The organism is Amycolatopsis pigmentata (genome assembly GCF_042684065.1).
Lineage (GTDB): Bacteria > Actinomycetota > Actinomycetes > Mycobacteriales > Pseudonocardiaceae > Amycolatopsis_E > Amycolatopsis_E pigmentata.
On the sequence record NZ_JBHUKR010000004.1, the window covers coordinates 591,703 to 611,491 of the forward strand.

21 protein-coding genes are annotated in these 19,789 nt (G+C 68.7%); 13 read left to right on the forward strand and 8 right to left on the reverse strand.

What is annotated here, in order from left to right:
- Positions 1–9: 9 nt before the first annotated feature.
- The 6 genes from ACFSXZ_RS04555 to ACFSXZ_RS04580 are packed head-to-tail and all read left to right on the forward strand — an operon-like array spanning position 10 to position 5,704.
- Positions 10–1,389, forward strand: a complete 1,380-nt coding sequence (locus ACFSXZ_RS04555; RefSeq protein WP_378261524.1) for an MBL fold metallo-hydrolase — start codon at positions 10–12, stop codon at positions 1,387–1,389.
- Positions 1,386–2,663: an MFS transporter gene (locus tag ACFSXZ_RS04560; RefSeq protein ID WP_378261526.1), complete on the forward strand. Its 1,278-nt coding sequence runs from the start codon at positions 1,386–1,388 to the stop codon at positions 2,661–2,663. Before ACFSXZ_RS04555 ends, ACFSXZ_RS04560 begins: the two co-directional genes overlap by 4 nt.
- 42 nt (positions 2,664–2,705) lie before the next feature.
- A complete protein-coding gene (locus ACFSXZ_RS04565; protein ID WP_378261528.1) occupies positions 2,706–3,254 on the forward strand; it encodes a Chromate resistance protein ChrB in 549 nt (182 codons plus the stop codon).
- A gap of 11 nt (positions 3,255–3,265) precedes the next feature.
- Positions 3,266–3,874, forward strand: a complete 609-nt coding sequence (locus ACFSXZ_RS04570; protein ID WP_378261530.1) for a phosphatase PAP2 family protein — start codon at positions 3,266–3,268, stop codon at positions 3,872–3,874.
- A gap of 22 nt (positions 3,875–3,896) precedes the next feature.
- Positions 3,897–4,520, forward strand: a complete 624-nt coding sequence (locus ACFSXZ_RS04575; RefSeq protein WP_378261532.1) for a DedA family protein — start codon at positions 3,897–3,899, stop codon at positions 4,518–4,520.
- Positions 4,517–5,704 carry an MFS transporter gene (locus tag ACFSXZ_RS04580; RefSeq protein WP_378261534.1) on the forward strand — a complete coding sequence of 396 codons (1,188 nt, stop codon included), beginning with the start codon at positions 4,517–4,519 and terminating at the stop codon, positions 5,702–5,704. Before ACFSXZ_RS04575 ends, ACFSXZ_RS04580 begins: the two co-directional genes overlap by 4 nt.
- Positions 5,705–5,768: 64 nt before the next feature.
- On the opposite strand, the gene ACFSXZ_RS04585 is transcribed toward ACFSXZ_RS04580, so the two are convergent.
- On the reverse strand, positions 5,769–6,752 hold the full coding sequence (locus tag ACFSXZ_RS04585; RefSeq protein ID WP_378261536.1) for an NAD-dependent epimerase/dehydratase family protein: 984 nt from the start codon (positions 6,750–6,752) through the stop codon (positions 5,769–5,771).
- A 119-nt stretch (positions 6,753–6,871) separates the two neighbouring features.
- On the opposite strand from ACFSXZ_RS04585, the gene ACFSXZ_RS04590 reads away from it, so the two are divergent.
- On the forward strand, positions 6,872–7,324 hold the full coding sequence (locus tag ACFSXZ_RS04590) for a MarR family winged helix-turn-helix transcriptional regulator (protein WP_378261538.1): 453 nt from the start codon (positions 6,872–6,874) through the stop codon (positions 7,322–7,324).
- A gap of 129 nt (positions 7,325–7,453) precedes the next feature.
- On the opposite strand, the gene ACFSXZ_RS04595 is transcribed toward ACFSXZ_RS04590, so the two are convergent.
- Positions 7,454–7,663, reverse strand: coding sequence for a hypothetical protein (locus ACFSXZ_RS04595; protein WP_378261540.1), 210 nt, complete (start codon positions 7,661–7,663; stop codon positions 7,454–7,456).
- A gap of 125 nt (positions 7,664–7,788) precedes the next feature.
- Between ACFSXZ_RS04595 and ACFSXZ_RS04600 the strand changes: the two genes are divergently transcribed.
- The gene (locus tag ACFSXZ_RS04600) at positions 7,789–10,140 is read left to right on the forward strand and encodes an AAA family ATPase (protein WP_378261542.1); all 2,352 of its coding nucleotides are present in this window, start codon (positions 7,789–7,791) and stop codon (positions 10,138–10,140) included.
- Positions 10,141–10,188: 48 nt separating this feature from the next.
- Here ACFSXZ_RS04600 and ACFSXZ_RS04605 read toward each other — a convergent pair whose 3' ends face one another.
- The 4 genes from ACFSXZ_RS04605 to ACFSXZ_RS04620 are packed head-to-tail and all read right to left on the reverse strand — an operon-like array spanning position 10,189 to position 13,859.
- On the reverse strand, positions 10,189–10,824 hold the full coding sequence (locus ACFSXZ_RS04605) for a GTP-binding protein (protein WP_378261544.1): 636 nt from the start codon (positions 10,822–10,824) through the stop codon (positions 10,189–10,191).
- Positions 10,805–11,176, reverse strand: a complete 372-nt coding sequence (locus tag ACFSXZ_RS04610) for a DUF742 domain-containing protein (RefSeq protein WP_378261546.1) — start codon at positions 11,174–11,176, stop codon at positions 10,805–10,807. Before ACFSXZ_RS04610 ends, ACFSXZ_RS04605 begins: the two co-directional genes overlap by 20 nt.
- Positions 11,173–11,583: a roadblock/LC7 domain-containing protein gene (locus tag ACFSXZ_RS04615; RefSeq protein ID WP_378261548.1), complete on the reverse strand. Its 411-nt coding sequence runs from the start codon at positions 11,581–11,583 to the stop codon at positions 11,173–11,175. The genes ACFSXZ_RS04610 and ACFSXZ_RS04615 overlap by 4 nt, the downstream gene beginning before the upstream one ends.
- 2 nt (positions 11,584–11,585) lie before the next feature.
- The gene (locus tag ACFSXZ_RS04620) at positions 11,586–13,859 is read right to left on the reverse strand and encodes a sensor histidine kinase (RefSeq protein WP_378262759.1); all 2,274 of its coding nucleotides are present in this window, start codon (positions 13,857–13,859) and stop codon (positions 11,586–11,588) included.
- A 307-nt stretch (positions 13,860–14,166) separates the two neighbouring features.
- Between ACFSXZ_RS04620 and ACFSXZ_RS04625 the strand changes: the two genes are divergently transcribed.
- Complete coding sequence (locus ACFSXZ_RS04625) at positions 14,167–15,357, forward strand: RtcB family protein (RefSeq protein WP_378261549.1); 1,191 nt, start codon at positions 14,167–14,169, stop codon at positions 15,355–15,357.
- 132 nt (positions 15,358–15,489) lie between these two features.
- Here ACFSXZ_RS04625 and ACFSXZ_RS04630 read toward each other — a convergent pair whose 3' ends face one another.
- Positions 15,490–15,717: a hypothetical protein gene (locus ACFSXZ_RS04630; RefSeq protein ID WP_378261551.1), complete on the reverse strand. Its 228-nt coding sequence runs from the start codon at positions 15,715–15,717 to the stop codon at positions 15,490–15,492.
- A 59-nt stretch (positions 15,718–15,776) separates the two neighbouring features.
- Between ACFSXZ_RS04630 and ACFSXZ_RS04635 the strand changes: the two genes are divergently transcribed.
- Positions 15,777–15,893, forward strand: coding sequence for a winged helix-turn-helix transcriptional regulator (locus tag ACFSXZ_RS04635; protein WP_378262761.1), 117 nt, complete (start codon positions 15,777–15,779; stop codon positions 15,891–15,893).
- The gene (locus ACFSXZ_RS04640; protein ID WP_378261553.1) at positions 15,883–16,149 is read left to right on the forward strand and encodes an Lrp/AsnC ligand binding domain-containing protein; all 267 of its coding nucleotides are present in this window, start codon (positions 15,883–15,885) and stop codon (positions 16,147–16,149) included. Before ACFSXZ_RS04635 ends, ACFSXZ_RS04640 begins: the two co-directional genes overlap by 11 nt.
- 107 nt (positions 16,150–16,256) lie before the next feature.
- On the opposite strand, the gene ACFSXZ_RS04645 is transcribed toward ACFSXZ_RS04640, so the two are convergent.
- Positions 16,257–17,510: a metal-dependent hydrolase family protein gene (locus tag ACFSXZ_RS04645; protein WP_378261555.1), complete on the reverse strand. Its 1,254-nt coding sequence runs from the start codon at positions 17,508–17,510 to the stop codon at positions 16,257–16,259.
- A 118-nt stretch (positions 17,511–17,628) separates the two neighbouring features.
- On the opposite strand from ACFSXZ_RS04645, the gene ACFSXZ_RS04650 reads away from it, so the two are divergent.
- Positions 17,629–18,600 (forward strand): Lrp/AsnC family transcriptional regulator, encoded by a 972-nt coding sequence (locus ACFSXZ_RS04650; protein ID WP_378261557.1) that lies wholly within the window; start codon positions 17,629–17,631, stop codon positions 18,598–18,600.
- Between the two features lie 202 nt (positions 18,601–18,802).
- Complete coding sequence (locus ACFSXZ_RS04655) at positions 18,803–19,636, forward strand: MBL fold metallo-hydrolase (protein WP_378261559.1); 834 nt, start codon at positions 18,803–18,805, stop codon at positions 19,634–19,636.
- Positions 19,637–19,789 lie beyond the last annotated feature (153 nt).

Genomic DNA, 19,789 nt, shown 5'->3' on the forward strand with positions numbered 1-19,789 from the left:
TTGTAGGACATGAGCATCAAGGAGGTGGCGATGAGCACGGTCGACGTGGTTCCCCTCGTCGACGAGGGGCTGGGCAATTCCGCCTACCTGGTCGACCTCGGCGACGGCCGGGCGCTGGTGGTCGATGTCAGCCTCGACCTGCGCGCGTCCTGGTACGCGGCGCGACAGCGCGGGCTGCGAGTGGCCTTCGCCGCCGATACCCACCTGCACGCGGATTTCCTGTCCGGCGCCCGGCAATTGTCGGCGACGGAGGGCACGCGGGTGCTGGCCTCGGCGGCCGGGCGCCGCGAATTCACCCACCATGGCCTCCGCGACGGCGACGAAGTCGACCTGGGCGGCCTCCGGCTGCGAACACTGGGCACACCGGGCCATACCCACGAGCATCTGTCGTTCCTGCTGCTCGACGGCGACCGCCCGGCCGGGGTGTTCACCGGCGGTTCCCTGCTGGTGGGCTCGGCGGCCCGCACGGACCTCGTCGCACCCGAGGAGACCGAGGCACTGGCCCGCGCCCAGTACGCCTCGCTGCGGCGGCTCGCCGCGCTGCCGGACGACGTGGCCGTGTGGCCCACACACGGCGCCGGATCGTTCTGCTCGGCCCCGCCCGGCGCTGACCGAGTCAGCACCATCGGCCGCGAGAAGGCCACGAATCCCCTGCTGTGCAAGCAAGACGAAGACGACTTCGTCACCGCGCTCCTGGAGTCGCTGGGCAGTTTCCCGCCGTACTTCCTGCGACTCGGCGAGATCAACCGGCGCGGGCCCGCCGTGCTCGACCGGACACCCGGACTGGCCGGTCTGGACGTCGCCACCGTCCGGGCCATGCTCGCCGAGGGCGCGCGACTCGTGGATGTGCGGCCGGTGCCGGAGTTCGCCGCCGCGCACGTGCCGGGGGCGCTGTCCATCCCGCTGCGGCCGGCGTTCGCGTCCTGGCTGGGCTGGCTCGCCCCGCACGACCGGCCGCTGATCATCCTGCGCGCGGCGGACCAGGACCCGGCCGAGATCGCCTGGCAGGCAACCAAAATCGGGTACCTCGACCTCGCCGGAGAACTCACCGGCGGCATCGATTCCTGGACCGCCGACGGTCACCCCACCACTGGCACCCGCCTGGTCGGGCCCGGTCAGGTGGAGGGCCGCGTGCTCGACATCCGGCAGGCCGCCGAATTCGCCTCCGGGCATCTGCCCGGGGCCCTGCACGTGGAACTCGGCGACCTGGCCCACCGCGCCGATGAGGTGCCGGACGGACCGCTGGTGGTGATGTGCGGACACGGGGAACGCGCGATGGGCGCGGCTAGCCTGCTCGAGCAAACCGGTCACCGCGACCTCGCCGTGCTGACCGGTGGCCCGGACGACTGGGCCGCGGTCACCGGCAGGCATCCGGAGAGCGGGCGGTGACCCGCTCCACCGCCCCACCACGGCTGGGCATCCGCGCCAACCTCGCCCAGTTCAGCCTGCTCGTCACCATCAACGCCCTGGTCGGTGGCGTACTCGGGCAGGAGCGCACCGTGCTGCCGCTGCTGGCCGGGCAGACCTTCCACCTGACCGGCTATACGTTCCTGCTGACCTACGTGCTCGCGTTCGGCGTCACCAAGGCCGCCACCAACTATTTCGCGGGCACCTGGTCGGACCGGTTCGGCCGCAAACCCGTCCTGCTCGCCGGATGGCTCGTGGCCATCCCGATCCCGGTGCTGCTGATCTGGGCGCCCACCTGGGAATGGGTCGTGGCGGCCAATGTCCTGCTCGGCGTCAACCAGGGACTGACCTGGTCCACCACGGTGATCATGAAGATCGACCTCGCCGGACCGGCCCGCCGTGGCCTGGCGATGGGCCTCAACGAGGCCGCGGGTTACCTCGCCGTCGCCCTCACCGCCGTGGCCACCGGATACCTCGCCGCTCGCTACGGCCTGCGGCCCGCCCCGTTCCTGCTCGGAGCGTCCTATGTCGCGCTGGGCATCGGTCTGTCCGGGCTCACCGTGCGCGAAACACGCGGTCACGCCCGGCTGGAAGCCGGCCGGCACGCCGCCCGGAGCGACGGCCGCCACGATCACCTGCACGCCGGGCTGACCAGCCGGGAGGTCTTCGCCAACACCAGCCTGCGCGAACCCGCGCTCTCGGCGGCCAGCCAGGCCGGGATGGTCAACAATCTCAACGACGGCCTCGCCTGGGGTCTGTTCCCGATCCTGTTCGCCACCGCCGGGCTCTCGATCTCTCGCATCGGCATCCTCGCCGCGGTCTACCCCGCCGTCTGGGGCGCCGGGCAACTGGTCACCGGGATGCTGTCAGACCGGTTGGGCCGCAAGCATTTCATCACCGCGGGCATGCTTATCCAAGCCGCCGCGCTCGCCCTCGTCGCCCTCGCCGGCACCTTCTTTGTGTGGCTCCCGGCCGCGATACTGCTCGGCGCGGGCACCGCGATGGTCTACCCGACCCTGCTCGCCGTCGTCGGCGATGTCGCCCATCCCGCCTGGCGCGCCCGCGCGGTCGGCGTCTACCGGCTCTGGCGCGACGGCGGCTTCGCGGTCGGTGCCGTGCTCGCCGGAATCATCGCCGACCTGTGGGGCCTGCGCGCCGCGGTCTGGGTCGTCGCCGCACTCACCGCCGTGTCCGGAATCATCGTCGCCGTCCGGATGTATGAAACCCACCCGGAAACCCGCCGCGTCCAGCGATGATCTGGCACACGAGAGGTTGTAACTCGTGTTACATTCTCTGTCGTGACAAAAGACGGGTCGAGCAGGTGGCTGGTTCTGGTGGTGCGGATACCGGCTGATCCGTCGCGCCACCGGGTGGCGGTGTGGCGCGAACTGCGGAGGATCGGGGCGCTGTCGTTGGGGCAGGGCACGTGGGCGGTGCCGGACGTGCCCGGTTTCGCCGACGGTGTGACGCGGGTGATCGAACTGGCGCGGCGGGGCGAGGGCGAAGTGGTCGTGCTGGACGCCGCCGGTCGCGCGGAGACTGACGGCGCGCGGATGGAAGCCTTGTTCACCACCGAGCGGGAAGAGGAATGGGCGGAGTTCCTCGCTGATTGCGGCAAGTTCGACGCCGAGATCGACAAGGAAATCCGCATCCGCAAGTTCACCATGGCCGAGCTGGAGGAAGAAGAGCAAAGTCTCGAGCGGCTGCGCCGCTGGCACCGGGAACTCAAGGCCCGCGATGTCTTCGGCGCCCCGTCGGCCCCTGAGGCGGAGCGGCGGCTCAAGCATTGCGCGGACCGGCTGGCCGACTACACCGAGCAGGTTTTCCAAGCCCTGCACCAGATGTGACGGGAACGATCGTGAACACCGATACGCAACTCTTCGTGGACATCAACGATTTCGCGCGGGCCACGCCGTGGCTGCACGGAATCGTGCTGGCCTACGCCAATGACGGGATCGTGGTGTTCGCCGCCCTGATGCTGGCGGGCTGGTGGTCGGCGCGACGGCAGGCGAATCCGGTCCGGATGGCGGCGGCGGTGTGGACACCGCTGGGCATGTTGCTCGCGCTGGGCCTGAATCAGCCACTCTCGGCGATGGTAGGCGAACCCCGCCCGTATGCGACGTTGCAGAACATCCTGGTGCTGGCGCATCACAGCAAAGATCCGGCCTTCCCGAGCGATCACGCGGTGATGGCCGGCGCGGTCGCGGCCGGACTGTTCCTGGTCAGCAAGCGGCTCGGGTGGGTCACGGCGGTTCTGGCGATCGTGATGGCGTTCTCCCGCGTCTACATCGCCGCGCACTATCCGTGGGACGTGGCCGCCGGACTCGTGGCGGGAGCGGTGGTCAGCCTGCTCGGATTCGTGGTGGTGCGCCGGTTACTGGTGTGGCTGGTCGAGTTGGCTGAACGCACCGCGCTGCGGCCGGTTTTCACCAGTACTTCGGCTCGGGCGGATTCGGCGGCGGGTTGACATGGCCACGGGTGCACCAGTCTTGCCAGGGCTGCTGGGGAATCTGGAGCCGGTGCTGGACCACTACGGGTATCTGGCCATCGCCGGGCTGATCCTGCTGGAGGATTTCGGTGTGCCGGCGCCGGGTGAGACGGTGCTGATCGCGGGTGCGGTCTATGCCGGGGCTGGCCGGTTGAACGTCGCGGCCGTCGTCGTGATCGCGATCGTCGCGGCGGTGGCAGGAGACAACATCGGTTACGCGATCGGGCATTTCGGCGGCCGCCCGCTGGTACTGCGGTACGGCCGTTACGTCTTCCTGACCGAAAGCCGTCTGAACACCGCGGAGCGGTGGTTCACCCGTCATGGCGGGAAAATCGTCGTGCTCGCCCGGTTCGTCGAAGGGCTGCGCCAGCTCAACGGGATCGTCGCCGGTATCACCGGGATGCCGTGGCGGAAGTTCCTGGTGTTCAACACGATCGGCGCCGTGCTGTGGGTGGCCGTCTGGGCGAGCCTGGGTGATCTCGCCGGTAGCCACATCACCGCCATCTACGACCAGATCCACCGTTACCAGCCCTATGTCCTGCTCGCCGTCGGCGTGGTGGTGGCCGCGCTGATCACCCGGCACCTGGCGCGGCGGCGGCGAACGGGAGAGGACGCCGACCGATGAGCACCGAGTCTCCCGGGCACACCGCCACCGGGTCGGCCGCACAGGTGCGGCCGTTGTACGCGGCCGGGTTCGTGACCGCGTTCGGCGCGCACAGCATCGCCGCCAGCCTCGGCGCCTACACCCACGGCGACCACGCCTCCCTGCTCACCCTGGGGCTGCTGCTGGCCGTCTACGACGGCGCCGAAGTGATTCTCAAACCCGTGTTCGGGTCGCTGGCCGACCGCATCGGGCCCCGCCCGGTGCTGCTGGGAGGCCTTCTTGCCTTCACGCTCGCGTCCGCCGCATTCGTCATCGCCGGGAACCCGGCCGCGGTCGGGTTGGCCCGGCTGGGCCAAGGTGCGGCCGCGGCGGCGTTCTCCCCCGCCGCCGGGGCGCTCGTCGCGCGGCTGTCCCCGGCTGGGCGGCAGGGCCGCGCTTTCGGCGGCTACGGCGTGTGGAAGAGCATCGGCTACACCCTCGGCCCGCTGCTGGGCGGCGTCCTGATCAGCCTCGGCGGCTTCACCCTGCTGTTCGCCACACTTGGGGCCCTCGCACTGGTGGTCACCGGCTGGGCCACGCTGGTGGTACCCGCGGCGCCGCCGTTGCCGCGCACCCGCCAGACCGTCCTCGATCTGGCCCGCCGCCTTGCCCACCCGAGCTTCCTGCGCCCGACCGCCACTCTCGCCGCGACGACCGGCGCGCTGGCGGTCGGTGTCGGGTTCCTGCCCGTGGCCGGTGCCGCGACCGGGCTGACGCCGTTGGTCACCGGCGCGGCGGTGTCGCTGCTGGCGCTGTGCTCCGCGCTGGTGCAGCCGTGGTCCGGCCGCGCCCGCGACGCCGGGAGACTGCGCGACGGCACCGGCATGGCCACCGGTCTCGTGCTGGCGGCCGCCGGGATGGCGCTGGCCGCCGTGGTTCCCGGTGTCGCGGGCGTTCTGGTGGCCGCGGTGGCCGTCGGGGCCGGGGTTGGCCTGGCCACACCGCTGGGGTTCGCCCACCTCGCCTCGGTCACCCCGCCCGAGCGGCTCGGGCAGACCATGGGCGCGGCCGAACTCGGCCGCGAACTCGGCGACGCGGGCGGCCCGCTGCTGGTCGGCGCGATCGCCGCCGCGGCCACCCTCGGCGCCGGATTCCTCGGCCTCGCCGCGCTCCTGCTCGTCGCCGCCCTGGCCGTCGGCGGAGCCCGGACGGGTGCGCGCGGATGAGCGGCGCGCCCGCGAAGTACCACGGTCCGCGTAGGCCTTCGCCATGGTCATGCCGTCCTCTGACTTATGAGCTCATCTCCGCCAAGCCCTTTTCCAGCGTCACGTCAGGCGAGTAGCCCAGTTCGGTCCTCGCGGCAGTGATGTCGTAGGAGCGGTCACGGCCGGTGAAGCTCACGAGCCAGTTCGTCAGCGGGGGCGCCGACTTCCGGCGAAACAGGCGCGCCGTGCGGTCCATCATCGCCGCCATGGGCGCCGCAATCGCCAGAGGGACGCTGCGGCTCTTGGACAGGTCCACGCCGCGGGTCGCCAGCAAGGGGGTGAGGAAGTCCCGGATGGGCATCGGCGTGCCGTCCGTCACGTAGTAGATCCCCCCGTGGCGGCCCCCCGTCAGTGCGAGGAGCATGGCGCCGACCAGGTTTTGGACGTGCACGAAGTCGACGATGTGCCGGCCGTGGTCGATCCAGGCGAACCGTCCGGCCTCGGCGACCTCGGCCATTTCGTTGATCGTCGTCATTCCGCGACCCCAGATGAACGGCGGGCGGAGCACCACCAACTCGGTGTTCCCGCGGTGGGCTTCCAAGAGTGCGCGCTCGGTGGCCAGTTTGACACGGCTGTAGGCGATATTCGGCCGGCCTTCCGGCGTCGACTCGTCGACGACAGGACGACGTTGGCTGCCCGTGGAGACGGATGCGGCACTGACGAGCACGAAGCGTCGCACTCCGGCCGCCACGCTCGCGGCGTGCAGGGCGACCGTCGGCACGTGATTGGCCCGTTCGAAGAGCGAGTCGGGCCCCCAGAACTCCATGTGCGCCGCGACGTGCACGACCGCGTCGACTTCTCGCAGCTCGGCGAGCCAACTCGGCGCTGGGGAGTCATCCCGGCGGAGCTCGGCGAGATCGCCGGGAACGGGAGCCGCTCCAGCCGCACGGACCCGCTGAATGCTCGAGCCCGATCGGGCAAGTGCCATGACCTCATGCCCTTCGGCGACGAGGCGATGGACGAGAGCACTGCCGACGAAACCGCTGCCGCCGGTGACAAAGATCTTCATGCTTCCACTCCTCCTGAGTGCATTGCCATCGAATAGTTCGGCATCAATGTATCTACGTCTATGTAACCTGCCGTACGATGGGCGCGTCAAGTAGGAGGCGGGCGATCAGGAGGTGGGCGATGCCACACGCGAGGAAGAGCGTGACCGCGGCACAGGTCGCCGACGAGTTCAGTCGTACGGCGAAGATTCTCGTGCGGCACTTCAACGAGCGTCTCGGCGAGCACGGGGTATCGACACCGAGGTCCCGCCTGGTGGCGGAGGTCGCCCGTTCGCAGCCCGTTCGTCTCACCGAACTCGCGCTCGCCGTCGGTATCGCCCAGGGGACCGCGTCCACCCTGGTCGACGCGCTCGTCCGCGACGGACTGCTCGAACGACAGACCAGCGCGGACGACCGTCGGTCCGTACTCCTTCGCGTGACAACGCAAGGGGCCGCGCTGGCTCAGGACTGGACGACCAGCTACGAACTGGCGGCGGAAGAGTTGTTCAAACCACTCACCTCCCAGCAGCTGTCGACGCTCGTCGACATCCTTCGGGCTCTCAGCGCCAACGAGGCGTCGGCCGCCGGCGACTGACGAGTGGCACACTCCCCCACGGCGTCCACCGCCGGCCATAGCCAACCGCCGATCAGTGTCGCCAGAAAAGCTCTGTGCGTCCGAGCATGGCGCGACGAATTCGGTTGACCGTTGCTCCCGGCCGACTACTCAGCCACGGGCCCCGATGCGCCAATCCCGATGTGCGGCCAGCAGTTCGCCGCGCTGCTCAGGCTCGGAGTCGCGAAGCACCATGCGCAAGGTGGCCAGATCCCGGATCTCGCGGGCCAGACGAGTCAGCGTTGGCTGCGGACGGCGCGCCAGGCGTACCAGGACTCCGAGCACGACGGGCGCGCCGATGAGGGCTAGATGGATTGTCATGACGTGCACTTCCTTTATCTCGATCAGGTGGACTGGCTGAGCGGTCGAGTACTAGGAATAGACCCGGATCGCGTTCGGTGGGTTCGGGCGTACGAGGTCGAACGAGAACGTTCTGGGGAGACTCGATGGGCGATGACGGTCCCCGGCAGGAACTTGTCCGGCGCTTGGACGAGGCAAGGCGCGCAAAGGGCCTCTCTCAGAGCGCGCTGGCTCACAAGGCCGGCTTGGGCAAAGCCACCGTGAGCGATGCGCTGAATCCCGCGAAGGGGACACCGCTTCCGGACACCGTCGACAAGCTGGCGAAGGCGCTCGGGATCAGCGGGCCTGGTCTGGACGACCTCCAAGTACTGCGTGATCACGCCGACGCTCGGCTGCGGGACCATGCGGCCCCCCACTTGCGCACAACGCTGCCACCCGTGCCACTCGGCTTCGCCGGCCGCTCCGAAGAACTCGACGCCGTTCTGGACGCGCTCGGGCCCGGCTCCAGTGGCCCGAGCGCTGTGTCCGTGGCCGGCCTTCCTGGTGTCGGCAAGACCGCCCTCGCCCTGGTCGCCGCCCACCAGGCCCAGGAACGCGGATGGTTCAGCACCGCACTGTTCGTTGACCTGCTCGGCTACCACGGCACTCCCGCCGACCCGGGCGACCTCCTGGCCGTTCTCCTCCGTGGTCTCGACGTCGACGTTTCCGTTGCCGGTTCGACCGCAGCGGAACGCGCAGCCGCCTACCGGGCCCGACTCGCAGAGCTCACCCGTGCGAAACAGCCCGTGCTGATCGTCGCGGACAACGCCGCCGACGCCGCGGCTGTGGGAACGCTGGTGCCGGGCGGACCGCACCGGCTGCTGGTGACCTCCCGGCACACTCTGCACACCCTGGAGGCCCGCCTGGTGGAGTTGCCCGCTCTGACCGACGACGCCGCCAACGAACTGCTCGCCACCGCGCTGCGCATCGCCAATCCCGGTGACGCCCGGGCAGACCTTGCCGGGAGCTCGCCTGACGGGCCCGGGAACGCTCTGTTGCGGCTGTGCGGGGGACTTCCGCTGGCGTTACGCATCACCGCGGGCCTCCTGATCGCGGATCCGGATCTGTCCATCGCGGAACTGGCGGAAGAAATAGCGGAGCTCGGGCCACTGGAGGGCCTGGACGACGGCGAACGAGCCGTACGTGCCGCTATCGAGCTGTCCTATCGCCAGCTTTCCTCCCAGCTCGCGGAGGTCTTCCGTCTGCTCGCCCTCAATCCCGGGCCGGATCTTTCCACCGAGGCTGCCGAGGTCCTCACCGGGCTGCGCCGCCCGGTTCTGCGCCGCCGTCTCTCCGAACTGGCGCGTGCCCATCTCCTGGACGGTGCCCGCGTACCGGGTCGTTGGCGGATGCACGATTTGGTTCGCGTATACGCGCACGAGTGCCTCTGGGCCTACCGCCAGCACGAGGGAAACGACATGTACGGCCTTGCCGCGCAGCAACGCCTGGTGCGGCACTATCGTGCGTGGCTGGAAGCCGCAGATGTGTGGCTGCACGGATTCATCGACGACTCCACGACCCGTGAGGCTTTTCCTGACCACAGGGAGGCGCTTGCGTGGCTGGATACCGAGCGCACCAACCTGCTGGGCGCCGCCGCATCCGCAGCCCTCAACGGCAGCCCCGGCGAAGCGGTGCGGATAGCCCTCGGACTGACCGAATACCTGCAACTCCGCAATCTGCACGCGGATGCCGCGTGGGTGCTGGGCATCGCGGAAAAGGTGGCCCCCACGCCGTTCGAACGGGCGCAACTGCTCGACACCCGAGGCAACATGCTGGCCATAACCAATCACTTCGACGCGGCCATCGCGTTGCATGAACAAGCACTGGAAATCTTCCGCAAGCAGGGCCACGACCGTGAGAAGGCACTCGCTCTGCTGAATCTCGGCTACGCCCTCCGCTACACAGGACAGCGCAAGGAGGCCACCGCACGCTACCGCGAGGCACGAGCCATTCTCGAACGGACCGGCCCCCTCTACTACCTGGCTTCCGCCTGGCTCTGCCTCGCCGCGATCTGGAACGAAGGCCGGGACTTCAGCAAGGGACTCTCGGCAGCTGATCAGGCCCTGGCGGCCGCACGGACCTGCCGCAACACCACGCTTGAGGTAAAAGCCCTCTTCAACCGCTTTAACGCCCTGTACGGACTGCAACGCCATGCAGAGGCACTCGACACGATCAAGCACGCCCTTTCCCGCGCCGAGAACACGGCCACCGCTCATCACCACGTGGGGGAAGGCCTGGTGCACTTGGCAGTGTCCCTGCAGGCCGCGGGCCGGCCACAGGAGGAGCATCGGTCCGCCTTCGAGAAGGCCGCGACGGCGTTCGACCGAGGGGGGCTGGCGGACCTCGCCGACCTCGCACGCACATGGGCGGAGGGGACCGAGTCACTGGACTCGAACGACTCGGCCGCCAAAGCCGGCCAAGCCGACAAAAACGATCCCAGCACCGGGCCTGACCACTGAACGCATGACCACTGAGGCCGTGACTGAGCGCGTAATTTTATTACGCGCTCACAGCCCACCCAGACGCGCACGCCGGTTCGTCGCCATTACATGCTGGATCAGCGTGGTGAGCACCTGCTTGGTCGATTCGCGTTCTCGCGCGTCGCAAAGCACGACCGGGACGCCCGGGTCGATGCCCAGCGCGGCGCGTACTTCTTCGGTGGCATACCGTTCGGCACCGTCGAAACAGTTCACGGCCACCACGAACGGCAATGACCGGCTTTCGAAGAAATCCACCGCGGCGAAACAGTTTTCGAGCCGCCGGGTGTCGGCGAGCACGACCGCGCCGAGCGCGCCCACCGCGAGTTCGTCCCACATGAACCAGAACCGGTCCTGCCCCGGCGTGCCGAACAGGTAGAGGATCAGCTCCGGGTTGATGGTCACGCGCCCGAAGTCGAGGGCGACTGTGGTGGTCGTCTTCCGCGCCACCCCGGAAAGATCGTCCACCTGGGTGGACACCGCGGTGAGCGCCTCTTCGGTGCGCAGCGGTTTCACCTCGGACACCGAGCCGACCATCGTGGTCTTCCCGACGCCGAAACCGCCCGCGACGAGGAGCTTGAGGGTGGACACGTTGGGATCGCGTCGCTGCCGGGTGGCGGGATGCACGTTCGGCTGAACCGTTCTGTCAGAGTTTGCGGATACCATCGAGCACCGCCTGGAGGATCCGTTCGTCGGCCATCGCGGCCACCGGGCTGTCACCGCGCAGGATCACGTAGCCACCCTCGATCAGATCGCTGATCAGCACCTTGACCACGGGCATCGGCAACCGCACGTACGCGGCCACCTCGGCCACCGAAAGCGGCTGCTGGCACAACCGCACGATCTTGGCGTAGTCGGGCTGCAGGTGCGCCGCCTGACCGGGCGTGGTCACCGCGACCACGAGCGTGAGCAGGTCGAGCCCGATGTTGTCGGTGCGCGTCCGGCCGCCGGTGACGGTGTAGGGTCTGCCGATCGGACCGGCGGCGTCATCGAACCACGCCTCGTCCCGCCCGGTCATGGCGCACTGTGCTGCTCAAACCTTGGCGCCGCGCTCATCGCCACGCCGACCCGCTTGACCATCATGTTCATCGCGTAGGCGACCAGACCCATGTCCACGTCTTCACGGGTGACCAGGGCGAGACACGCACCCTGTCCCGCGGCGGTGACGAACAGCAGCGCGCGGTCCATCTCCACCACGGTCTGCCGCACGTGGCCGCCGCCGATGTGCCGCGAGGCACCGTTGGCCAGGCTCTGGAACGCCGACCCGATCGCCGACAGGTGCTCACCGTCCTCTTCGGACACATTGGCGGACTGGGCGATGAGCAGCCCGTCGCCGGACAGCACAACCGCCCGTTCCGCACCGGACACCTGCTGCAGCAGGTCGTCGAGCAGCCAGTCCAGCTCGGTGGCTCCCGAATTGTTCATGGTCACTCCCGAAACATCTCGGTGGCGGGGTCGGTGTCGCGGGCCTGGCGGCTGCCCTGCTGGAAAGCGCCGAACCGGCTGCGGGCTCGGTCGGGGTCATCGGTCGGGAACCCGTTTTCCCCGGCCGGTGCGGGGGCCTGGCGTAACTGCGGAACCAGGCTCCGCTGGCGCTCCCGCCGGGGCAGGCGCGGCCGGCCCGGCGACAGCGGGCCCTGCGTTGGTGGGCCCTGCGTTGCCGCGACGGGCGGCGGTGCGCTGGGCTTCGACTGGCTGAGCGCCGGCTGGCCGCGCGGGGGCGTGGGCGAGAACAGATCGACCTTCGTGGGCGAGTCCTCGTACGCCGGCGCGGCCCGCACGCGTTCCTCGGCCAGCGGCATGGGCTGGACCGGGACGGCGGAGGGCGGGAGTTCGACCCGTTCTTCCGGCGTGGGCAGTGGAACGAGCAGGTCCGAACGGATCAGCACGATCGCCCGCGTGCCGCCGTACGCCGACACGCGCAGCGTCACGGCGATGTTGTGGCGTGCGGCCAGCCGTGCCACCACGAACATGCCCAGCCGCGGCTCCGCCGACAGCGCCATCACGCTGAAGTCCGGTGGATCCTGCAACATCTCGTTGAGCTGTTCGAGTTGCTCGGGCTCCATGCCCAGGCCCTGGTCTTCGATCTCGATGACCAGACCGCGGGCGGCCAGGGTTGCCGAAAGGTCGACGCGTGACTTCGGTGGCGAGAAGTTCGTGGCGTTGTCGATGAGCTCGGCGATCAAGTGGATCACGTCCGCGACAGCGGGCCCGCTGACCGCGATGGCAGGCAACGGCGCGATGTTGACCCGGGTGTAGTCCTCCGTTTCCGCGGTGACACCGCTGACCAGGTCGGCCAGCGCGACCGGGTTGCGCCACTGCCGTCCGGGGCGCTCGCCGCCGAGAATGATCAGGTTCTCCGCGTTGCGGCGCGCCCTGGTGGACAGGTGGTCGAGCTTGAACAGGAGGTCGAGATGGTCAGGGTCGGCCTGCTTGCGCTCAGCCTCGTCGAGCACGCGAAGCTGCCGGTGCACCAGGATCTGGCTACGGTGCGCGATGTCGAGGAATACCTTCTGGGTGCCCTCGCGGGTCTTCGCCTCGTCCACGGCGGCGGCGACGGCGGTCCGCTGTGCCTTGTTGAACGCGTCGGCGACCTGCCCGATCTCGTCCTCGCCGTGGTCGAGGACGGACATTTCGACCTCGAGGTCGACATCCTCGCCCTTGCGGACCCGGTTGACCAGGTCGGGCAGCTGGGTGTCGGCGATCTCCAGCGTCTCCTCGCGAAGCCGGACGAGCCGCCGCACGAGCCGGCCGGCCATCCGCCGGGCGATGACCGCCACCAGAACGGAAAGCAGGAGCGCGGCCACACCCGCGGCGATGGACGTGATCAGCTGCCGGTTGCCGGTGTCGATCTCCACCTGCGTGGCGTTGGAGCTCTGCTGCACATAGAGGTTCATCAGCGCCCCGCCGACCTGGGTTGAGGCGTCGCGCCATTGCTGCTGTGCCACCGGAAGCGTGCTGCGGTTGCCGCTCAGGATGGAGTTCTCCACCGCCGTGACGGTGGCCCAGGCGGGGCCTGCCCGGAGCGCGTCGTACTGCCGCTTCACCGACGGAATCATTTCCCGTACCTGGCCGTCGAATCCGGCGTGGTACGCGCCGACCACCGCGACGTAGGTACGGAGTTCGTCGCCGGTGAGACCACCTCCGGCCAGCCCGGCGGAGGCGAGCGCGTCACTGCGGGCCATCGCGTCCGCGCTGACGAACAGCGGCATCGCGGTGACGCGCAGATAGCCCGACTCGGTGTCGGGCGCCCGCTCGGCGACACCCAGGAGGCCATCGGTGTATTCGTCGATGATCTGGTTGTAGAAGCCGTAGGCGTCCAGCAACCCGATCTGCCCGGCGTCGGCCTGCTGGCGGACCGAAGGAAGTTTGGCCACGTTGACGGCGATCGCCGCGACAGCCGTCTTGACCCGGTCCGGCGCCTGGTCCACCAGGCCACCCAGCACGGTGGCCATCCGTGCGGCTGTGGCGTTGGTCGCCGCCCTGGCCGGGGCCAGCTGTGTCGCCACACCGCCGTGGGTGGCCAGGTTGGTGAGTGTCAACTGCCGCTCGGCCTGAACCGCGGCGAAGAACTGCGCGCCCGGTGTCGCCGCGTCGTGCACCTTCGTGATGAAGGAACGTGCCTCGACGGCCTGGTAAATGAAGTAGCCGGAGGCGGCGAGGCCGGAAATCAGCAGGACGATGCTGGGCACGAAAGCGATGGCGAGGACTCTGGCCCGGATCGAGGCGCGCCGGCCCCGTCTTCTGGTTTTCTTGTTCAAGGAGGGCCTTCCGCACTCGTGTGACTGGGGCCCCGCGAACCCAGCTGACAGGGGAAGATTATTCACGTTCAGCACGGAGAGTCAACGTCAACCCCGGGGGCTCCCCATGTGTGTAGTCGCGCAAGATCACGAAAACATTTTTCCAACCACTTACAAGCATTGCTCGTGCGGCGCGACATTTCAGTTGCCGCTGTGGCCGGGCGTGCGTGATGCTGTTCCCTTGCCAAGAGGAGGAAGGGATCGGGCGATGTTCACGGCAGTGGAGGGGGCGCGGGTGCCGATCCGGATGTGGGCCGACCCGGATTCGGTGGAGGACGCGGCGATGCGCCAGTTGCACAACGTGGCCAACCTGCCGTGGGTCCACGGACTCGCGGTGATGCCGGATGTGCACTACGGCAAGGGCGCGACCGTCGGCAGCGTGATCGCGATGCGCGATGCGGTTTCTCCTGCCGCAGTGGGGGTGGACATCGGTTGCGGGATGAGTGCGGTGCGCACGTCGCTGACGGCGGCGGACTTGCCCGATGACCTTGGCGCGTTGCGGCGGCGGATCGAGTCGGCGGTGCCGGTGGGCTTCGCCATGCACAAGACGCCGGTGAGCCCGGCACGCGTACCTGGCCTCGGCGGATGGGACCGGTTCTGGTCGTTGTTCGGCGAGTTGCACGAGGGCGTGCGGAACCTGCGTGAGCGGGCACGGGCCCAGATCGGCAGCCTCGGCGGCGGTAACCACTTTATCGAGGTGTGCCTGGAGTTGGGCGGACCGGATACCGGGCGGGTGTGGCTGATGTTGCACTCGGGCTCGCGGGGCATCGGCAATGAACTCGCCAAGCGGCACATCGATGTGGCGCGGCGGCTGCCGCACAACGCCGACCTGCCCGACCGCGATCTGGCCGTGTTCGTCGCCGGGACGCCGGAGATGGCGGCGTACCGGCGGGACCTGTTCTGGGCGCAGGACTACGCGGCGCGCAACCGGGCGACGATGGTCGCGCTGGTGCAGAGGGCGCTGGCCGACACCGTGCCAGGGGTGCGGTTCGATGAGCCGATCTCGTGTCACCACAACTACGTCGCCGAGGAGACCTACGACGGCGTCGACGTTCTGGTCACGCGCAAGGGCGCGATCCGGGCAGGCTCAGGTGATCTCGGGATCGTCCCGGGCAGTATGGGCACCGGCTCCTACATCGTGCGCGGCCGCGGCAACGAGCGGTCCTTCCACTCCGCTTCGCATGGTGCGGGCCGCCGGATGTCCCGGACCAAGGCCCGGAAGACCTTCACCGCCGCCGACCTGGCGGCGCAGACCAGCGGCGTCGAGTGCCGCAAGGACGACGGCGTGGTCGACGAAATCCCGGCCGCCTACAAGGACATCGACGCCGTGATCGCCGCCCAGACCGACTTGGTCGAGGTGGTCGCCCACCTCAAGCAGATCGTCTGCATCAAGGGTTGAGCGTGCGGCCTGGCCAACACGCACTGGCCGGGCACCTCAGTGCTCGAGGCGGAACTGGAGCATGAGTTCGAAACGCGTTTCGGTGTCGTTCAGGTCCACTCCGGTCGTAGTCGCGCAATCTGTCCGATGGCTCTACGTAGCCGGGTGCGTCGCCGGCGAGGAGATCGGAAAGGCGCAGCAGGAGCGACCGATCGGGTCAGTAACCTCGACCACTCCGTGCGGACGGAGCATCGACACGAAGGCGGAACACCGGCCGGGAGTGGCGGTGAGATGCAGCACCACCGCTTCGGCGGTGAGTTCGAGCGTCTCGGCGTGGAACCACCGCGCCAGCTCCCCGATCTGGGCCAGGTTTCCAGGCACCCGGCCGACGAAACGCGTACTGCCAGCTCCGGGAAGACGGCCGCAGGACTGTCCGCGATATCGCGCAGCGGGTCGGTCTGACCGTCGCGCCGGTGAAGCGGCGTATCGACCGCCTCGAACGGACCGGCGTGATCAACGGCTACCGCGCGCGTCGATACGACCAAAGTGGATGGTGAACTCGAGGCCGTGGTGGAACTCCGCTTCATCGGTAACCTCGAACTCCGCACCATCCTCTCCTCCGCCGAGAACATCCCTGAAGTGACCGAGGTTCTCACCCTGGCCGGAGATCCCGACGCACTCGTTCGCGTCCGGGCCGCCAACATCCACGACCTGCAGCGAGTGGTCAACCTGTTGCGCACCAACGGCCAGGTCACGGGAACGAAGACTCTGGTCGCGCTCGGCTCCTGGTCTCGCCACGCGCCTAGGGACTGACCAGGTCACCCGCGGCGCTTCGGCCCGGCCGGGTGGACACACTTCGGCAATACGGTAAGTCCCGTTCTTGGTCCACCGCCGCGATCATCTCGGTGGCATTCCCACCTTCACGCGCCGAGCCCCACCGTGGAATGCCGGAGTTCGCCGCCTTTCCAGACACCCAGGACGTGTTCTTCCCGGCCGAGCCGGTCGAGGTGTTCGAGTGGATCGATGTCGAGCGCGATCAGGTCGGCGTCGTAGCCTGGCGCCAGCATGCCTGATCGGGGAGCTTGCGGGCCCAAGGTCAGGGCGCCGTTGGCGGTGGCCGCCTCGATCGCCTCCACAGGGGACAGTCCGGCGCGGACCAGCAGGGCGGCTTCACCTCCCATATACGCGAACGGCAAAGGACTTGCCGGGCCGGAGGTGACCAGATCGGAGCCGGCCGCGATGGTCACGCCGGCGGCGTGGGCGATCGCCATCGCACGGGCGTGATCTTCGGCGATCTCCTCGAACTTCCGCGCGACGTGCCGGGGAAAGCGCGCGAGTTGCCGCAGTCCGACTTCGATGATCGTCCGGGTCGGGACGAGCATGATGTCCTTTTCCCGCATCGCGGCGGCGGCTTCCTCGTCCACGTGACTGCCGTGCTCGATGGTGCGCACACCCGCTTCGATCGCCGCCATGACGCCGCGCTTGCCATGGCAGTGCGCCATCACGGCTCGATCGGCCCGGGCCGCCTCTTCGACCATGACCCGGAGTTCATCGGAGGAAAACTGCTGATGTCGCGGATGGTCGACCACGCTCACGACCCCGCCGGTCGCGCAGATCTTGATGACCCGGGCGTTGTTGCGCAACTGCGAACGAACGGCCTTGAGGCATTCGGTCACGCCGTCAGCCGTACGGAAGCCCTGCTCGCGAAAGTTCGCCGGGTGCACCCAGTGCTCCGGGTAGGAGTGCACGTCGGAGTGACCGCCGGTGGGACTGATCGCCGCCCCGGCGCTGTAGATGGTGGGTCCGGCGATCGTGCCGTCCTCGACCGCGGGCGCGATCCAGACCCCCAGTCCGGCGGCGTCGCGGACGGAGGTGTAGCCGGCCCGCAGCATGGCCTCGAGGTCCTTGGCCAGCCGTGCCCCGGCCAACGCCGGCGACGTGATCAGCATGTCCTCGAACCTGGTCGCGACCACCCCGGCCAGGTGTACGTGGGCATCCCACAGGCCGGGCATCAGGGTCGGCACCGTGGCGCGGACGGGGACGTCCGCCGGAGCCCCGGCCCGAGACCCGGCGTAGCGCACACTCCCCGCCTCGATCACGACGGTGCCGTCGCGGACGGGGGTGCCGCGGCCGGGGATCACCAGATCGGCGTCGATCCGAAACGGCTTGGTCATCAGCGGATCTCCTCGGCAACTCGCTGCTCCTCGATGTGTCGAGACGAGCGTGGAGGCTGTTGACGAACATAGACAACGCCTGCTGTGATTCTGACGGAAACGGCCATAATATTGGCCGATGCTCGAACCGCGGACGCCATTGAGCGCCCTGGACCGACGTATCGTCGGTGCGCTCCAAGTGGACGGCCGGGCTTCGTGGCGACAGATCGCGGCAGCGCTCGGTGAACCCGAGCGGACGATCGCCCGTCACGGCCACGCGCTGCTGGCCTCGGGTACGGTCACGGTCGTCGCCGCGTCCCCGCATGGCGAGGGGATGATCGTCCGGGTCCGATGCGCCGCCGGCATGGCGCGTCCAGTCGGCTCCGCTCTCGCGCGCCGGCCCGACAGCACGTCGTGTTGTTTGGTGACCGGTCCGCCCGACTGTTTCGCGGAGATCTTCTACCCGCAGCACCGGCTCGCCGCTCTCGCGCTCGACGAGATCAGCGCCACGCCGGGTGTTGTCGATGTCCGGACCGACCCGATCACGAGGTACTACCGCGGAGTCCACGAATGGCAGCCCGGACTCATCACGGAGAGCGAGACCGCCGCGGTCACCGACCCGTCGCTGCCGGCCAGTTTCCGCACCGGTATCGCCGGCCTGCCTGCGCTGACCCGCGAGGAACAGACGATCCTGGACGCGTTGCGCAAGGACGGGCGGACGTCCTACGAGGCGCTGGCGCGATTCGCGGGCGTGTCGGAACCCACCGCGCGGCGCCGCGTTCAGTCCCTGCGCGGCAACGGTCGAGCGGTAGTGCGGGCGGTCATCGAGCCTCGGCTGATCGGCCTGCCGGTGGAAGCGATGCTGTGGATTCGCGCTCGACCGCGTGACGTCGACGCCATCGGAGAGGGACTCGCGGTGTCACCCTTCGTCCGGTATGCCGCCGCCACGATGGGTGAGTACCAACTCGCCGCCCAACTCGTCGTCGCGGACATGCGCACACTGCACGACTGCGTTACCCGGTCGCCATGGTCGGCCAGGGCCGTTTCGGTGGAGACCTCGCTGATAGTCGAGACACCGAAACGCAGTGGGGTGTTGGCCGGCGAACCGTGAAAAGGTCGGCGCCGACATCCACGCGACCGTTGAATCCGTTCCGCGCCCAACGATGCCGGCCATGCCCGCACGGTCGGCCTGCGGTGGTTGCCCGGCCGCCGTTCCCTCCCATCGTCCTAACCGGACTTCGATACCAGTCGGTGTGCTAGCTTTGGTGTTGCGAAGTCAGACCGCCTGGCGCGGCGCAAGGAGCGTGGAGTTCATGACCATCGACTATCAGACCTTCATCGCGGATCCCATTCCGCTCGACGTCAGCGAACCGGTGCCCAACGGTGATCGGCGGATGTTCTCGCCCCTGTCGGTCACGCTGCTCCACAGCGAACGCGACGCGGTACTCGTCGATCCACCGTTGACCCGGGGCCAGGCCGAAGAGGTCGCCTCCTGGGTTCACGCAACCGGTAAGAACCTCACCCATATCTTCGCCACGCACGGTCACGGCGACCACTGGTTCACCGCCGGCCTGCTCGCCGACCGCTTCGGAGCCGAGGTGGTCGCCTCCGCCGGCACCATCGAGCAGATGCGGCACAACGTCGCCATCCGCGAAGGCTTCTGGGATCGCTTCTTTCCCGGTCAGATTCCGGATACGCCTGTCACCGCCACGACGCCGGCGGGCAACCGATTCGAACTCGAAGGTCACGAACTGCGCATCGTCGAGGTCGGCCACACCGACACGGACGAGACCAGCGTATTGCACGTGCCCGACCTGGACCTCGTGATCGCCGGCGATGTCCTCTACAACGGCGTCCACCAGTTCCTCGTCGAGGCCAAGGACGGCGGCCTCAAAGCATGGCGCGCGGCGATCGAGACTGTCGAAGCCCTGCGGCCTCGCTTCGTCGTGGCCGGCCACAAGAACAAGGAACTCGACGACGACGCCCGCCGCACCATCTCACAGACCCGCGCGTACCTGGACACCGTCAGCGAACTGCTGCCCCAGCACGAGACCCCGCTCGGCTTCTTCGACGCCATGGTCGGGCGCTTTCCCGAACTGCTCAACCCCGGCGCCCTCTGGAACGGCGCGCTCGCCCTCTACAGCTGAGTGCCATGACGGGAACAGGCTGTTCTCGACACAAGTCAGATGCCTACAGCGAGCGAGGGCGGCCGCTGACGCGAACGCCACCCACCGGGCGCCTCGATGTGCGAAGGCGGTAAACGGCGACTCGTTGGAGTTGAAGGGGTTTACCGTGGCAGA

What these genes read in the sequence shown, in the direction of transcription:
- ACFSXZ_RS04555 (WP_378261524.1), top strand. Translation starts at nt 10, where the DNA reads ATGAGCATCAAGGAGGTGGCGATGAGCACGGTCGACGTGGTTCCCCTC.
- ACFSXZ_RS04580 (WP_378261534.1), top strand. Translation starts at nt 4,517, where the DNA reads ATGAGCACCGAGTCTCCCGGGCACACCGCCACCGGGTCGGCCGCACAG.
- ACFSXZ_RS04585 (WP_378261536.1), bottom strand. Translation starts at nt 6,752, where the DNA reads ATGAAGATCTTTGTCACCGGCGGCAGCGGTTTCGTCGGCAGTGCTCTC.
- ACFSXZ_RS04590 (WP_378261538.1), top strand. Translation starts at nt 6,872, where the DNA reads ATGCCACACGCGAGGAAGAGCGTGACCGCGGCACAGGTCGCCGACGAG.
- ACFSXZ_RS04595 (WP_378261540.1), bottom strand. Translation starts at nt 7,663, where the DNA reads ATGACAATCCATCTAGCCCTCATCGGCGCGCCCGTCGTGCTCGGAGTC.
- ACFSXZ_RS04600 (WP_378261542.1), top strand. Translation starts at nt 7,789, where the DNA reads ATGGGCGATGACGGTCCCCGGCAGGAACTTGTCCGGCGCTTGGACGAG.
- ACFSXZ_RS04605 (WP_378261544.1), bottom strand. Translation starts at nt 10,824, where the DNA reads ATGGTATCCGCAAACTCTGACAGAACGGTTCAGCCGAACGTGCATCCC.
- ACFSXZ_RS04610 (WP_378261546.1), bottom strand. Translation starts at nt 11,176, where the DNA reads ATGACCGGGCGGGACGAGGCGTGGTTCGATGACGCCGCCGGTCCGATC.
- ACFSXZ_RS04615 (WP_378261548.1), bottom strand. Translation starts at nt 11,583, where the DNA reads ATGAACAATTCGGGAGCCACCGAGCTGGACTGGCTGCTCGACGACCTG.
- ACFSXZ_RS04625 (WP_378261549.1), top strand. Translation starts at nt 14,167, where the DNA reads ATGTTCACGGCAGTGGAGGGGGCGCGGGTGCCGATCCGGATGTGGGCC.
- ACFSXZ_RS04645 (WP_378261555.1), bottom strand. Translation starts at nt 17,510, where the DNA reads ATGACCAAGCCGTTTCGGATCGACGCCGATCTGGTGATCCCCGGCCGC.
- ACFSXZ_RS04650 (WP_378261557.1), top strand. Translation starts at nt 17,629, where the DNA reads ATGCTCGAACCGCGGACGCCATTGAGCGCCCTGGACCGACGTATCGTC.
- ACFSXZ_RS04655 (WP_378261559.1), top strand. Translation starts at nt 18,803, where the DNA reads ATGACCATCGACTATCAGACCTTCATCGCGGATCCCATTCCGCTCGAC.